The organism is Streptomyces sp. NPDC051207 (genome assembly GCF_040682395.1).
In the GTDB taxonomy this organism is placed as follows: Bacteria; Actinomycetota; Actinomycetes; order Streptomycetales; family Streptomycetaceae; genus Streptomyces.
Map to the genome: position 1 here is coordinate 1 of NZ_JBFBAX010000002.1, position 13,531 is coordinate 13,531.

At 74.1% G+C, this 13,531-nt stretch carries 12 protein-coding genes; 5 read left to right on the plus strand and 7 right to left on the minus strand.

The features are described from left to right. Nucleotides 1-254 precede the first annotated feature (254 nt). Nucleotides 255-1,073 carry a GntR family transcriptional regulator gene (locus AB0M97_RS01810; RefSeq protein ID WP_365958709.1) on the minus strand — a complete coding sequence of 273 codons (819 nt, stop codon included), beginning with the start codon at nt 1,071-1,073 and terminating at the stop codon, nt 255-257. Nucleotides 1,074-1,270: 197 nt separating this feature from the next. On the opposite strand from AB0M97_RS01810, the gene AB0M97_RS01815 reads away from it, so the two are divergent. Next, nucleotides 1,271-2,119, plus strand: coding sequence for a (2Fe-2S)-binding protein (locus tag AB0M97_RS01815; RefSeq protein ID WP_365958710.1), 849 nt, complete (start codon nt 1,271-1,273; stop codon nt 2,117-2,119). 347 nt (nt 2,120-2,466) lie between these two features. Beyond that, nucleotides 2,467-3,510 carry a DUF2637 domain-containing protein gene (locus AB0M97_RS01820; protein ID WP_365958711.1) on the plus strand — a complete coding sequence of 348 codons (1,044 nt, stop codon included), beginning with the start codon at nt 2,467-2,469 and terminating at the stop codon, nt 3,508-3,510. A gap of 176 nt (nt 3,511-3,686) precedes the next feature. Here the strand turns inward: AB0M97_RS01820 and AB0M97_RS01825 are convergent, their stop codons facing one another. After that, nucleotides 3,687-4,118 carry an ATP-binding protein gene (locus AB0M97_RS01825; protein ID WP_365958712.1) on the minus strand — a complete coding sequence of 144 codons (432 nt, stop codon included), beginning with the start codon at nt 4,116-4,118 and terminating at the stop codon, nt 3,687-3,689. Nucleotides 4,119-4,392: 274 nt separating this feature from the next. Beyond that, complete coding sequence (locus AB0M97_RS01830) at nt 4,393-5,700, minus strand: protein phosphatase 2C domain-containing protein (RefSeq protein WP_365958713.1); 1,308 nt, start codon at nt 5,698-5,700, stop codon at nt 4,393-4,395. Between the two features lie 143 nt (nt 5,701-5,843). On the opposite strand from AB0M97_RS01830, the gene AB0M97_RS01835 reads away from it, so the two are divergent. Then, nucleotides 5,844-6,326: a DUF456 domain-containing protein gene (locus tag AB0M97_RS01835; protein WP_365958714.1), complete on the plus strand. Its 483-nt coding sequence runs from the start codon at nt 5,844-5,846 to the stop codon at nt 6,324-6,326. Here the strand turns inward: AB0M97_RS01835 and AB0M97_RS01840 are convergent. The 4 genes from AB0M97_RS01840 to AB0M97_RS01855 form a co-directional block, all read right to left on the minus strand. After that, nucleotides 6,274-6,858 carry a methylated-DNA--[protein]-cysteine S-methyltransferase gene (locus AB0M97_RS01840; protein WP_365958715.1) on the minus strand — a complete coding sequence of 195 codons (585 nt, stop codon included), beginning with the start codon at nt 6,856-6,858 and terminating at the stop codon, nt 6,274-6,276. The two genes, AB0M97_RS01835 and AB0M97_RS01840, sit on opposite strands and share 53 nt — an antisense overlap. Next, nucleotides 6,858-8,255, minus strand: a complete 1,398-nt coding sequence (locus tag AB0M97_RS01845) for an AlkA N-terminal domain-containing protein (RefSeq protein ID WP_365958716.1) — start codon at nt 8,253-8,255, stop codon at nt 6,858-6,860. Before AB0M97_RS01845 ends, AB0M97_RS01840 begins: the two co-directional genes overlap by 1 nt. 86 nt (nt 8,256-8,341) lie before the next feature. Beyond that, the gene (rsgA, locus tag AB0M97_RS01850; RefSeq protein WP_365958717.1) at nt 8,342-9,421 is read right to left on the minus strand and encodes a ribosome small subunit-dependent GTPase A; all 1,080 of its coding nucleotides are present in this window, start codon (nt 9,419-9,421) and stop codon (nt 8,342-8,344) included. Between the two features lie 379 nt (nt 9,422-9,800). Continuing rightward, nucleotides 9,801-11,246: an NCS2 family permease gene (locus AB0M97_RS01855; protein WP_365958718.1), complete on the minus strand. Its 1,446-nt coding sequence runs from the start codon at nt 11,244-11,246 to the stop codon at nt 9,801-9,803. A gap of 275 nt (nt 11,247-11,521) precedes the next feature. On the opposite strand from AB0M97_RS01855, the gene AB0M97_RS01860 reads away from it, so the two are divergent. Both AB0M97_RS01860 and AB0M97_RS01865 read left to right on the plus strand, forming a co-directional pair. After that, complete coding sequence (locus AB0M97_RS01860; protein WP_365958719.1) at nt 11,522-12,199, plus strand: helix-turn-helix transcriptional regulator; 678 nt, start codon at nt 11,522-11,524, stop codon at nt 12,197-12,199. Between the two features lie 114 nt (nt 12,200-12,313). Continuing rightward, a complete protein-coding gene (locus tag AB0M97_RS01865) occupies nt 12,314-13,525 on the plus strand; it encodes a cysteine desulfurase-like protein (RefSeq protein WP_365958720.1) in 1,212 nt (403 codons plus the stop codon). Nucleotides 13,526-13,531: the final 6 nt, after the last annotated feature.

Genomic DNA, 13,531 nt, shown 5'->3' on the forward strand with positions numbered 1-13,531 from the left:
TGGCGCGTCCGCGCCGGTCCCTTCACGGCCCACCGATTCCGCGCCGTTCCGAGGACGGACACCCCCCGGCGCGGCCCCGCCCCACCCACCGAAGGCAACGCGCTACCCGCACCCCCACCCAACCCGCACAGGCCGCCGCAGGCACCCCACCCGCACCCACAAGGCCGCCGCACCCCCGGCACCCACCGGACCACCGCATCCCACCCGCACCCCGCCCAACCCGCGCAGGCTTGCCGCAGGCACCCCCGCACGGCTCACGCCCCCGCGAAATGCTCCCGCACCAGCGCCCGCACCACGTCCAGGTCCCGTGCGATCAGTGCGTCCAGCAGTGCCGTGTGCTGGGCCGCGTCCGCCACCAGGTCCGCCCGGCCCCGGGTCGTCGTCCCGCTCAGCACCGGCCACTGCGCACGCCGGTGGAGGTCCTCCGCGATCCGGAGCAGCTGGCCGTTGCCGGCCAAGGACAGCGCCTCCCGGTGAAACGCCCGATCCGCCTCCGCGTACGACGCCGCGCACCCCGACGACGCCGCCCGCACCGTCGACTCCGCCAGCGGCCGCAGCTCCGCCCACCGTTCCACCGGCACCGTCCGCGCCAGCCGCAGCATCACCGGCACCTCGATCAGCGCCCGCACCTCCGCCAGCTCCGCCAGCTCCCGCGCCCCCCGCACCACGACCCGGAACCCCCGGTTCGGCACCACCTCGACGGCACCCTCCAGGGCCAGCTGCTGCATCGCCTCCCGCACGGGCGTCGCCGACACCCCGAACCGCTCCCCGAGCACCGGCGCCGAGTACACCTCCCCCGGCCGCAGCTCCCCCGACACCAGTGCCGTCCGCAGCGCGTCGAGGATCTGCCCCCGCACGGAGGACCGCTGCACCCGCGGCACCGGCTGCGCACCGTGCGTGTGCTCACCCCGGGCAGCGGCCGGGCCGCCCCCGGAGCCGCCCCGTACCGCGGCCCGGTCCACGTCCGCCGCGCTCGGCTGGGCGGGCACCCGCAGCGCCCCGCCCGCGAACCCGCCACGCCCGGCCGCCGACGCGCCGGAGGCCTCGGCAGAGCCCTGCACACCCTGTGTCACGGGTCCTCCTGCGAACTTGTCGGCACTTGGGGTCATTGCGGCGGGATGTGACCCGCCCGTGAGCACGATAAGCGCACACGCCGCTAGTTCAAATCCCCACGATCTTCCCTGCGGTCCCCCATGACCTTGACCCGGATCTTCGATAAGGTAAGCCTTACCTTCAGCAGGCCTCAGACGTCACGGATCGGTGGTCCCGCATGCCCGTGTCCCGTTCGCCCCTCACGGACGCGTACACCCGCCTGACCGAGGCGTTCCCGGGCCTGGCGATCACGGAAGAACCCGCCTCCGCACCCCTGCCCACGGGCGACGGCTGGTTCCGCGCGGCCGACCTCTCCACCGACCCCGCCGCGCTCGACGCCTTCCTCGCCCGGGACGACGCCCAGATCCTGCGCGACTACGGCCGGCGCGCCCGCCCGGACGTGGTCGCCGGCTTCGGACTGCACCGCTACGCCTGGCCGGCCTGCCTGCTGATCACCGCCCCGTGGTTCCTGAGCCGCCGCGTCCCCCGCTACCCCGTGACGCACGTCTCGTACGACCGCACCGCCCCGGGCCTGTCCGTCGGCCGCATGGCGGTCCGGCCGACGGACTTCGCCTGCCTCCCCGGCGACCCGGCGGCGGCGCTGCCCGGCGCCCGCGTGGTCCCCGACGAGGAGGCGCTGCGCGCGGAGGTGCGCGGCGCGATCGCGGAGCACCTGGAACCGGTCCTGGCCGCCTTCGGCCCCCGTATGCGCCGTCGCGGCCGGGCCCTGTGGGGCATGGCGACCGACGAGATCGTCGAGGGCCTGTGGTACGTCGCGCACCTCTTCGGCGAGGAGCGGCGGGCGATGCGCGAACTGGAGCTGCTGCTGCCGGGCGCGACGAAGCCGTACGCGGGCGCGGCGGGCTTCCGGGAGCTGACCGGCCCGGACGGCGAGTCGCTGCCGACCCGGGACCGGGCGAGCTGCTGCATGTTCTACACGGTGCGCCCCGAGGACACCTGCGTCACCTGCCCGCGGACCTGCGACGCGGACCGCGTCACCAAGCTCCTGGCGACGACGGCCGCCTGAGGCACCGCCAGGTGCCGTGCCCGGCCGTCACCACTCCGCGGGGACCGCTAGGATCATCGTGAATGAGATCACCGCGGGCACGGTGGCCACCACCACCGGGCGTCCCATGGTCACGGCTGCTTCACATGTTCCTCACCAACCGCAGCAAGTTTCCATGGAACCACCCCTACGGGTAGTCTTATTCGAACTCAACTCCCGCCCCTCAAGCGGCAGTTCGAGCAGATCGCTGCCCTGGGCATCCCCTTGCAACTCCTTGGCGGCCTCTTGCCCCGAAACCCCCTGAGGGCCGGTGGGTTTGGGCCACTATGGCGGGCGTTACGCCCTATCCCAATGCAAGGGACCCCCAGATGAGACTGACCGACATATCGCTGAACTGGCTGCTTCCGGGCGCCGTGCTGCTCCTGGGCATGCTGGCGGCGGTGGCGGTGCTCGCGCACGGCAAGCGCTCCTCGGGGAAGGACACGAGCACGGAAGACTCGTGGGAGCGCAGCGAGGAGCGCCGCAGGCGCAAGGAGGCCCTGTACGGCACCGCTTCCTACGTCCTTCTTTTCTGCTGCGCGGCGGTGGCCGCGGCACTCTCCTTCCACGGCCTTGTCGGCTTCGGCCGGCAGAACCTGAACCTGTCCGGCGGCTGGGAGTACCTGGTGCCGTTCGGCCTGGACGGTGCGGCGATGTTCTGTTCCGTGCTCGCGGTGCGCGAGGCCAGCCACGGTGACGCGGCGCTCGGCTCCCGGATACTGGTGTGGACGTTCGCGGGTGCCGCGGCCTGGTTCAACTGGGTCCACGCGCCCCGTGGCATGGGCCACGACGGCGCCCCGCACTTCTTCGCCGGCATGTCCCTGTCCGCGGCGGTGCTGTTCGACCGCGCGCTGAAGCAGACCCGCCGGGCCGCGCTGCGCGAGCAGGGCCTGGTGCCGCGTCCGCTGCCGCAGATCCGCGTCGTCCGCTGGCTGCGGGCGCCGCGTGAGACGTACAAGGCGTGGTCGCTGATGCTTCTGGAGGGCGTGCGCAGTCTGGACGAGGCGGTCGAAGAGGTCCGCGACGACAAGCGCCGCAAGGACCAGGAGCGCATGCGCCGCCGGGAGGCGCAGCGCATGGAGCGCGCCCAGCTGAAGGCGATCAGCAGGGGTCACCGCGGCTTCCCCGGCCGCGGCGGACGCCACGTCGAGGTGCAGGTGGAGCGCGAATCCGACCGGGTTTCCGCGGAGCCTGCCATATCGGCTTCATCGCCGGAGCAGTTGCCCGTACGCTCGCGTCCCTCCCTGCAGCCCGTGCGCAGCGGCTCTGACCCCGTGACCGTGGACCTCACGGCGGAGGACGACACCATGGCCCTGCCGCGGCTCGACTCCCTGGAGCGCAAACTCAAGGACTTGGAGCAGCAGTTCGGCTGAGCCCGGGCGGCTCAGCGGTGACCTGCACGGCTCCGGGCGGCAACGAGCACCCACGGGGCGGGGCGCGGCCTGTACGGGCCGCGCCCCGCCCCGTTGGGCATCCTCGGCCGGGACCTCGCGGCCGAGCGGACGTCGTCCCACGCCAGCGTCCCGGACGGGCAGGCCCGGACCCGGTGTCAGGCGGCGCCCGCGTCGAGTTCGAACCACACGGCCTTGCCCACGCCGTGCGGCCGGACCCCCCAGGCGTCGGCGAGGGACTGCACGAGGACCAGGCCCCGGCCGTTGGTCCGCTGCGCACTGTCGTCGGCGTACGGTGCGCACGGCCTGGGCCGGCCGGTCACGAAGTCCCTGACCTCCACGCGCAGCCCGCCCGGCCGGACGGTCGCGGTCAGCACCGCGTCGTCGTCGGTGTGGACGAGGGCGTTGGTGACGAGTTCGCTGGTGAGCAGCTCCGCTATCTCGGATTTCCCGGGCCGCCCCCACTGCCGTAACAGCTCGCGCAGTGCCCTGCGGGCCTCGGGCACGGCCCGCAGGTCCGCGCGTCCGAGCCTGCGCCTGAGCTGGGGTGCCGACGTCCGCTCCGGGTCGCCGTCGGTCGTCTCCTCCATGGTCGGTGCCGAGGAGACCCCGGCGGCCGCCGGAACTCCCCGTCGTAGCTGCCTCTTCATGATCCCCCGCGCGACGATGGTGGGTTCCCTCCTGCTCGAACACGTACACGGGGATCCTTGCCCGATCGGGCACGGGACAGTCATGCGGAATGGTGAACGCCGACAGGCATCGGCCCAACTGCCCAGTGATGCCTGCTGATCCGGTCGTAGCCGGACTCGTCGTCGCGGAGGTCGCGGAGGTGCGACCGCCCGTCCTGCGCGACCGGGGGCGCCGTCACGCCTCCCACACCGCGGCGGCCGTGCGGTCGTCGGCGTAGCCCTTGACCCGGACCTGGGTGTCGGTGAGGAATCCGGCGAGGCCGGGCGGGGTCGGGCCGGACCACCGCTCGGTGAGGTAGGCGGCCAGCTCGGGTTCGCCGCGCAGCGGTTCGGCGAGGCCCGCGGTGCACATCAGCAGCGTGTCGCCCGGGCGGGCCACGGAGGCGCGGAAGCGGAAGGGCTCGGGGGACGGTCCGGGCGCCGGTTCGAAGGGGCTGGGCGGGGCGGGTATGCCCAGGTCCCGGGTGACGCGGTCGCCCTCGGGGGGCTCGGCGGGCGGCGAGCCGAAGCCGACGGCGGGTTCGCCGGCCGCGTCGGTGACCCGGGGCTCGATGTCCTGCCACTGCCCGTCCCGCAGCCGGAACAGCCCGCCCGCGCCGACGCCGAAGAACACGCGCGTACGGCACTCGGGGTCGGCAGGCAGCAGCAGGCAGCGCAGGCTGGCCGTGTACGCCTCGGGTTCGACGCCCTGCTCGGCGGCGCCCGCGCGGAGCCTGCCGAGGCTGCGGGCGGTCAGCCGGTGCAGCCCGGACTTCAGGTCGCCGCGCCGGGCCGCCCTCATGTCCTCCGCGAGGCGGACGTGGCTGCGGCCGACGGCCCGGCCGATCCAGTGGCAGACCTCGGCGGCGGCGCGGTGCGCGACCGGTGTGCCCCGGGCGCCGGTGGCCATCGCCACGAACACCAGGGCCCGTTCGCCGGTGCCGAAGCGGGCGGTGAGCAGGAAGTCGCGGCGCGGCTCGCCCCGGAACCGGGCGGAGTCCCCGCGCACCGACGCGGCGCGCAGCGTGCAGGTGCCGTACCGGGCGCCGTCCAGCACGGTGTCCGGGGCGAGGTCGGCGAGGGCGTCGGGCTCGGCGGGCGGCAGGGCGGAGGGCTCGGCGTCGTAGGTGGGCGGGCGGGCGCCGACGTAGTGCGGGCCGGGCCGGCCGGCCGGCGTGTCCTCCCCGGCGGGCGGTCTGCGGGACGGCGGTACCGTCGCGCTCGGCGGCTCCGCGGCCGGTGGCTCCGCGACGGGCCGGACGGCGCCGGTCGTCGCGGCCGTGCGGTCGCTGGGCGGCCGGGACGCGCTCGCGGCGCCCGCTCCCGCCGCGGGCTCCCGCGCGACCGCCCGCGCCCCGGGACCGACCGTGCCGGCCGCCGAGGCGAACCGGTCGTCCAGTGAGTCGGGCGCGCGGGTGGGGCCCGTGTCACCGGTGGAGTCGTCGTACAACTGCCGCCACCAGTCGTCCTCGTGACCGGTGGGACTTCCCCCCTGCTGGCTCATGCCCCCAATTGTCCACCGCGCCGGCCTCGTGAAAACGGGACAAGCCGAAATTGCGACAGGCGCCGGGGCACCCGGCGTGCGGCGCCGGACCGGGGCTGCCCGGCTGACCTGCGGTGTCTGTCCCGGTCCGGCACTCTGGACAGATGGGAGCGTGGGGCCTGCTGCTGGTCGGCCTGGTCATCGGGCTCGGGCTGTACGGAGTGCTCGTGCCCGGCGTGCCGGGGTCGTGGCTGGTGTGGGCCGCCGTCCTGTGGTGGGCGCTGCAGGACCCGCGGGCGGTCTCCTGGTGGGTGCTGGTCGGCGCCACGGTGCTGCTGTTCCTGTCGCAGGTGGTCCGCTGGGCGTTGCCGCCGCGCCGGCTGCGCGCGGGCGGCGTCTCGCACCGCACGGCGGTGTACGCGGGCACCGGGGCGTTCCTCGGGTTCCTGCTGCTGCCGGTGGTCGGCGCGATCCCCGGGTTCATCGGCGGCGTCTACCTGTCCGAGCGTCTGCGCCTGGGCGGGCACGGCGAGGCGCGGGCGGCGCTGCGCAGGGCGATGCGCTCGGGCGGCTCCAGCGTGCTCGCGGAGCTGTTCACCTGTCTGCTGATCGCGGCGGCCTGGCTGGGCGCGGTGCTGTGGGGCTGAGCGGCCCGCGCGGGTGCTGAACGGCCCCGGTCGTGAGCGCGCCCTCGTGGGTGAGCAGGTGGATCTTGCGGTCGAGGCCGCCCGCGTAGCCCGTCAGGGAGCCGTCGGCGCCGATCACCCGGTGGCAGGGGCGGACGATCAGCAGCGGGTTGGCGCCGATCGCGCCGCCGACGGCCCGCACGGCGGCCCGGGGCGCGCCGACGCGCGCGGCGATCTCGCCGTAGGAGGTGGTCGCCCCGTACGGCACGGAGTCCAGGGCGGCCCACACGCGCTCGCGGAAGGCGGTGCCGTCGGTGCGCAGTGGCAGCGTGAACTCCTTCAGCTCCCCCGCGAAGTACGCGGCGAGCTGCCGTGCTGCCTCGCGGAACGGGCCCGGGTCGTGGCGCCACGCCTCCTGGACGCTCCGGCCGCCCTTCTGGCCGGGCACGGTCAGCGAGGTCAGCGCGCCGGACGCGTCGGCGGTGAGCAGCAGCGGGCCGACCGGGCTGTCGAACCGGGTCCAGTACACGGGGGCGGTGGCCGGGTGGGTCATCACAACTCCAACTCCCCTGCGGCGCGCAGGTGGTGCAGGGCGTAGGTGCGCCAGGGGCGCCAGCTGCCGGGGACTTCGGCGCCGGGCGGCGCCACGTCGGGGTCGCCCAGCGCGCGGCTGCGGACGACGGCCACGGTACGGGCGTCGAGGCCGGGCAGTGCGCGCAGGGCGGCGTGGGCGTCGTCGCGGTCGGCGCCCGGATCGAGGTGCACGGTGCCGTCGGCGAGGGCGGCGGCGAGGGTGCCGAGCGGGGTGTCCGGCTCGGCCTCGGCGAGGACGGCCGGTTCGGGGAAGACGTGGGTGAGGCTGCCGCAGGGGGCGTCGAGGGCCTTTCCGTAGCGCCGGACGAGCCGTGCGGCCCGTGCCGTGCCGGTCAGGGCCCGTACGGCGATCTCCTCCGGGTCGGCGGCGCCGGGCGCGCGCAGGCCGGGGCGGGCGGCGATCAGCGGGGCGAGGCGGGGGTCGGCGCCGAGGCGCTCGTGCACGGCGTACGGGTCGGCGTCGAGGTCGAACAGCCTGCGCAGCCGCTGCACGGCGGTGGTCAGGTCGCGCGGGTCGGTGAGGTGCAGCCGGGCGTCGAGCCAGCCGCCCGGATGGGTGCCGGAGGCGGTCCGCGCGGTGCCGGGCCTTTCCCCGACGGCGGCGATGCCGGTGCCGTGGGGCAGGCGCAGGGTGCGCCGGTAGGTGCGGGCGCCGACCGGTCCGGTGACCTCCTCGACGCCGGCGACGGCCTCGTGCGCCAGGACGTCGAAGACGTATCCGGCCCGGCAGGGGCCGCGGTGGGCGAGGCGCAGCGGGATGCCCGCGGACGGGGTGGCGGTGCGGCGGGCCGGGCCCCCCGGGGCGGCGGCGCGCAGCTCGCTGGGGGTCTGCGCGTACACGGCGCGGATGGTGTCGTTGAACTGCCGCACGCTGGCGAAGCCCGACGCGAACGCGATCTCGGTGATCGACAGGTCCGTGGTCTGCAGCAGGACACGCGCGGTGTGGGCGCGCTGGGCGCGGGCGAGGGCGACGGGCCCGGCGCCGAGTTCGGCGGTGAGCTGCCGCTGAACCTGCCGGGCGCTGTAGCCGAGCCGGGCGGCGAGCCCGGCGACGCCCTCCCGGTCCACGACTCCGTCGGCGATGAGCCGCATGGCGCGGCCGACGACGTCCGCGCGGACGTTCCAGTCGGCCGAGCCGGGCACGGCGTCGGGCCGACACCGCCGGCAGGCCCGGAAACCGGAGCCCTGCGCGGCGGCGGCCGTGGTGAAGAACCGCACGTTGTGCCGCTTCGGCGTGACCGCCGGGCAGCTGGGGCGGCAGTAGATGCCGGTGGTCTCGACGGCGAAGAAGAACGCCCCGTCGAATCGGGCGTCCCGGCTCCGCACGGCCTCGAACCTGCTGTCGTCGTCCCTCACACGCCCAGTCTCCGCCACCCGGGGAGCACCCGGCTGGCGGAAATCGGACGTGGCGTTGCGACGGGGCGTCGACGGGGGTGGCCGGGTTACCGGATCCGCCCCCGCTTCGCCTCCATCGCCGCGCGGCCGATCGCGCCCTTGCGTTTCCAGTCCTTGCGGATCTCCGCCCTGAGGCGGGCGTCCGTCTTGGCGACGATGCGCTGGTTCTCCCGCAGGAGCTTGCGGTAGCTCTCCAGGCGTCGCTCCGGAAGGTCACCGGCGTCGATGGCGGCGCGGACCGCGCAGCCCGGCTCGCTCTCGTGGGCGCAGTCGTGGAAGCGGCAGCCCTCGGCGAGTTCCTCGATCTCGGCGAACACCTGCCCGACGCCGGTCCCGGCGTCCCACAGCCCGACGCCGCGCAGCCCCGGCGTGTCGATCAGCACGCCGCCGCCGGGCAGCACCAGGAGGTTGCGGGTGGTCGTGGTGTGCCGGCCCTTGCCGTCCACCTCGCGGACGGTCCGCACGTCCATCACGTCCTCGCCGAGCAGCGCGTTGGCGAGGGTGGACTTGCCGGCGCCGGACTGCCCGAGCAGCACGGCCGTGCCGCCCGAGACGACGGCGGCGAGCACGTCGAGCCCGTCCCCGTCACGTGCGCTGACGGTGAGCACGGGCACGCCGGGCGCGCTGGTCCCGACGTCCTGGACGAGGTGCGAGCGGGTGGCCGCGTCGGGCACGAGGTCGGCCTTGGTGAGGACGACCACCGGCTGCGCCCCGGACTCCCAGGCGAGCGCGAGGAACCGTTCGACGCGCCCCAGGTGGAGTTCGGCGGCGAGCGACACGGCGACGATCGCGTGGTCGACGTTGGCCGCGAGGATCTGCCCCTCGGACCGCTTGGAGGAAGTGGACCGCACGAAGGCGGTGCGGCGCGGCAGGTACGCCCGTACGTAGCGCGGGTTGCCGCCGGGTTCGACGGCGACCCAGTCGCCGGTGCAGACGACCCGCAGCGGGTCGTGCGGGGTCACGAACGCGGTGTCGGCGCGCACGGTCCCGCCCGCGGTGACGACGTCGCACTGGCCGCGGTCGACCCGGACGACCCGCCCGGGCAGCAGCCCGTCGGACGCGTACGGGGCGAACGCCTCGGCCCAGGCGTCGTCCCAGCCGTAGGGGGCGAGCGGGGAGGGGGACATGCGGGATACGGATGAGCTGGAGTTCAAGGGGGTGACCCTTCGAGAGGGGTGGCCCCGGCACGCGCGCGTCGGCGCGGATGGTGTGAAGGTCAGCCGGTGGCCACAGGGGTGGACTTGACGACGAACTGGATGCGGGCAGCGCCCTTCGCGAAGACAGCCATCGGTCACACCTCCTGCTCATCACTCGTCCGGCCGCGGCGGCCGTCGGCCACCGCTCGATTCGCCCCCACCATAGGGGCGCACGCTCGCGCGTGCCACCGGATTTCCCGATGCCCGGCCGCGCACCGGCTCCCCGCCGTGCGGCGGCGGGCCGGGAACGTCGTCGGGGTGGCCTCGGCGGACAACGCCGAGACCACCCCGGTGACGGGCGGCGGTGCGGTCACTTGATGCCGAGCACCTGCTCCAGCGGGTCGATCGCGAAGTACACGAAGAACAGCGCCGCGGTGCCCCACAGCAGCCAGTGGACCTCGCGGGCCTTGCCCAGGCACGCCTTGATGACGACGTAGGCGATGAAGCCGGCGCCGATGCCGTTGGTGATGGAGTACGTGAACGGCATGACGACGATGGTCAGGAAGGCGGGGACGGCCAGCTCGTAGCGGTCCCAGTCGATGTGCTTGACCTGCGTCATCATCAGGAACCCGACCGCGACGAGGGCCGGGGAGGCGGCCTGCAGCGGCACGATGGTCAGCACCGGGGTGAAGAACAGGGCGAGGGCGAACAGGCCGCCGGTGACGAGGTTGGCGAAGCCGGTGCGGGCGCCCTCGCCGACACCCGCGGCGGACTCGATGTAGGTGGTGGCGGACGAGGCGGAGGCGGCGCCGCCGGCGACCGCCGCCGCGCTGTCGATCAGCAGGACACGGCCGAGGCCCGGGACCTGGCCGCGCTCGTCGAGGAGGCCCGCTTCGGCGGTGACGCCGACGACGGTGCCCATCGTGTCGAAGAAGTCGGACAGGATGAGCGTGAAGACGAGCAGCACGACCGTCAGCACACTGACCTGACCGAACGCGCCGAGCAGATCGAATTCGCCCAGCAGCCCGAAATCGGGGCTGGCGACGGGGTTGCCGGGCAGCGCGGGCTCGGTCAGACCCCACGACTTGACGTCGGCGATCTCATTGATGACGACGGAGACGAGGGTCATCAGCACGATACTGATGAGAATGGCGCCCTTCACCTTGCGGGCCAGAAGGACGATCGTCACCAATACGCCGAGGCAGAACACCAGCATGGGCCAGCCGGTGAGCGCGCCGGTGCCGAGCTGCACCGGAACGGTGGTGTTCGCGGCGTCCGGGATCCGGGTGACGAATCCGGCGTCCACAAAGCCGATGAAAGCGATGAACAGGCCGATACCGACGCTGATGGCCTGCTTGAGGGGCTGCGGAATGGCGTGCATGACCGCCTCACGCAGACCGGTCAGCACCAGGACGCAGATCAGCAGGCCTTCCAGCACGATGAGGCCCATCGCGTCGTCCCAGCTCATCAGCGGGGCGATCTGGAAGGCGACGACGGCGTTCAGGCCGAGACCGGCGGCCAGGGCGAGCGGCAGATTGCCGCCCACACCCATGATCACGGTCATCACGGCGGCCACCAGGGCGGTGGCGGTGGCGAGCTGGGCGGCATCCAGCTGATTGCCGAACTTGTCCTCGGCGCTACCCAGAATGATCGGGTTGAGCACGAGGATGTAGGCCATGGTGAAGAACGTGGCGAATCCGCCGCGTATCTCCCGGCCGAATGTCGAACCGCGTTCTGTGATGCGGAAGAACTGGTCGAGCGGGCCATTGCTTCTTACGGGTGGGGCCTCGGCCGGGCCCGTCGTGCTGGTCTGCATGACTGCGTCTCCTGGACCTGCAAGTGTGCGGAAAGCCTGATGATGCCGCCGGGAGAGTGTGGCAGTCGATCGTGCGAACACACATGCGGCACCTTGGTGGCGGATCATACGCACGCGCGGGGTGATCCCAATTCCCCTGCCCCGCCGCATCCTTGACTTTCCGGCACCACTTCTGCCGGTTCCTGCAAAACGTCCGCCGCCCTATCCCGCCAAAACAGGATGCGGGCGACAGCGGCCATGGAGTTCGCCCCGGGTCGACTCCATACTCTCGCTCCGTGCATTCACCACTCCCCTTCAACGCGCGCGCCGCCCGCATCCTGCGCGAGAAACTCGGGATGGCCCCGGGCCACGTCGCCTACGGCATGCGCGCCTCCTACGGCCTGGCCCACATCACTCCCGACCACATCACCGCATGGGAACGCGGCACCGCGGTGCCGACCGCGAGCGAGCTGACCGCTTTGGCCGGTGCGCTGTGGTGTGCCCCGCGCGAACTCATGGGCGCGCCCCGCACCCTGCGGGAACACCGTCTGGCCCGCGGTCTGGCCGCCGAGGACGTCGCCCGCGTCACCGGGCTCCCCCTCGACGCCTACCTCCACATGGAGGAGACCGGCCGGTGGACCGGCACCAAGGGGCAGGCCACCGCGCTCGCCGACCTCCTGCAACTGCCCCCGCGCGACCGTGTCTCCATCACCGGCCTGGAGGGCGAGCTGGCCCATCTGCTGACCGAGGCCGTCTCCACGCGCTGGCAGGCCCACATCCGCGCCATCGCCCGGCTCGTCTCCATCGACCGCCGCGATTTGCAGGAGCCCCTGCGCGCGATGCACCAGGAGTACCAGACCTTGCTGGCCGCCACGCTCAGCCGGGCCGGCGGCGCCACCGCCTCCGGCGAGGCCGGGCGGCAGTTCATCGACGACATCGTCGACACCTTCTGGTCGCGGCTGCCGGGACACTGAGCCCGGGTGCCGTGCCCGCGTGACGTGCGGCGAAGACGGGGTACCACCCATGTCCCCGAGGGTGTCGCGACCGTATTCTCGGCCCGTCCGCACTCGCACCGCCCTGGAGTTCACATGGCCCTCGACGTCGCCGCGATCCGTGCCCGGGTCCCCGCCCTGAAGACCGGCCCGGCCCGGTTCGACGCGCCCGGCGGCACCCAGACGCCGCAGCCGGTCGTCGACGCGATCGCCGAGGCCCTCACGCGCCCGCTGGCCAACCGCGGGCAGCTCACCGAGGGCGAGCGCAACGCGGACTCCATCGTGCTGGAGGCCCGCAGCGCCCTGGCCGATCTGCTCGCGGCCGATCCCCGGGCCGTCGTGTTCGGCCGCAGCGCCACCCAGCTCGTGTACGACCTGGCGCGCACGCTCGCCAAGGACTGGGGTCCGGGCGACGAGGTGGTCGTCACACGGCTCGACCACGACTCCAACATCCGGCCCTGGATCCAGGCCGCGACGGCGGCGGGCGCCACCGTCCGCCGGGCCGACTTCGACCCCGAGACCGGTGAGCTGCGCCCGGAGCACATCGCCGCGGTGCTGTCGGAGCGCACCCGGCTGGTCGCCGTCACCGCCGCCTCCAACCTCATCGGCACCCGCCCCGACGTACCCGCCCTCGCCGCGCTGGCGCACGAGGCGGGCGCGCTGTGCCATGTGGACGCCGTGCACTACGCCTCGCACGCCTGCGTCGACCTGGCCGGGCTGGGCGCGGACACGCTGGTCTGCTCGCCGTACAAGTTCCTCGGACCGCACCTGGGCGTGCTGACGGGGCGGCTCGGCCTGCTGGAGTCACTGCGGCCCGACAAGCTGCTGCCGTCCGCCGACACCGTCCCGGAGCGCTTCGAACTGGGCACGCTGCCCTACGAGCTGCTGGCCGGGGCGCGCGCCGCCGTGGACTTCCTCGCTGGGCTGGCACCGGGCACGGCGGGCGCCTCCGGCGACCGGAGGGCGCGGCTGCGGGCGGCCTTCGACGCGGTCGAGGAGCACGAGAACGCCCTGCGCGGACGCATCGAGCGGGGCCTGGCGGAGCTGGGCGGCATCACGGTGTCCTCCAGGGCCGCGCGGCGCACGCCCACCCTGCTGTTCACCGTGGCGGGCCGGCGCCCGGCCGAGGTCGCGCGGCTCCTCGCGGAGCGTTCCGTGGCCGCGCCGGCCGGATCGTTCTACGCGCTGGAGGCGTCCCGCAGGCTCGGCCTCGGCGACGAGGGCGGGGTGCGGGTCGGGCTCGCGCCGTACACCTGTGACGAGGACGTCGACCGGCTGCTGGCGGCGCTCGGCTCGGTGGTGCGCTGACCGGCG

Excerpts from the sequence above, each read along its gene's own strand:
- AB0M97_RS01815 (WP_365958710.1), top strand. The coding sequence starts at position 1,271 with ATGCCCGTGTCCCGTTCGCCCCTCACGGACGCGTACACCCGCCTGACC.
- AB0M97_RS01820 (WP_365958711.1), top strand. The coding sequence starts at position 2,467 with ATGAGACTGACCGACATATCGCTGAACTGGCTGCTTCCGGGCGCCGTG.
- AB0M97_RS01825 (WP_365958712.1), bottom strand. The coding sequence starts at position 4,118 with ATGGAGGAGACGACCGACGGCGACCCGGAGCGGACGTCGGCACCCCAG.
- AB0M97_RS01830 (WP_365958713.1), bottom strand. The coding sequence starts at position 5,700 with ATGAGCCAGCAGGGGGGAAGTCCCACCGGTCACGAGGACGACTGGTGG.
- AB0M97_RS01835 (WP_365958714.1), top strand. The coding sequence starts at position 5,844 with ATGGGAGCGTGGGGCCTGCTGCTGGTCGGCCTGGTCATCGGGCTCGGG.
- AB0M97_RS01840 (WP_365958715.1), bottom strand. The coding sequence starts at position 6,858 with ATGACCCACCCGGCCACCGCCCCCGTGTACTGGACCCGGTTCGACAGC.
- rsgA (WP_365958717.1), bottom strand. The coding sequence starts at position 9,421 with ATGTCCCCCTCCCCGCTCGCCCCCTACGGCTGGGACGACGCCTGGGCC.
- AB0M97_RS01855 (WP_365958718.1), bottom strand. The coding sequence starts at position 11,246 with ATGCAGACCAGCACGACGGGCCCGGCCGAGGCCCCACCCGTAAGAAGC.
- AB0M97_RS01865 (WP_365958720.1), top strand. The coding sequence starts at position 12,314 with ATGGCCCTCGACGTCGCCGCGATCCGTGCCCGGGTCCCCGCCCTGAAG.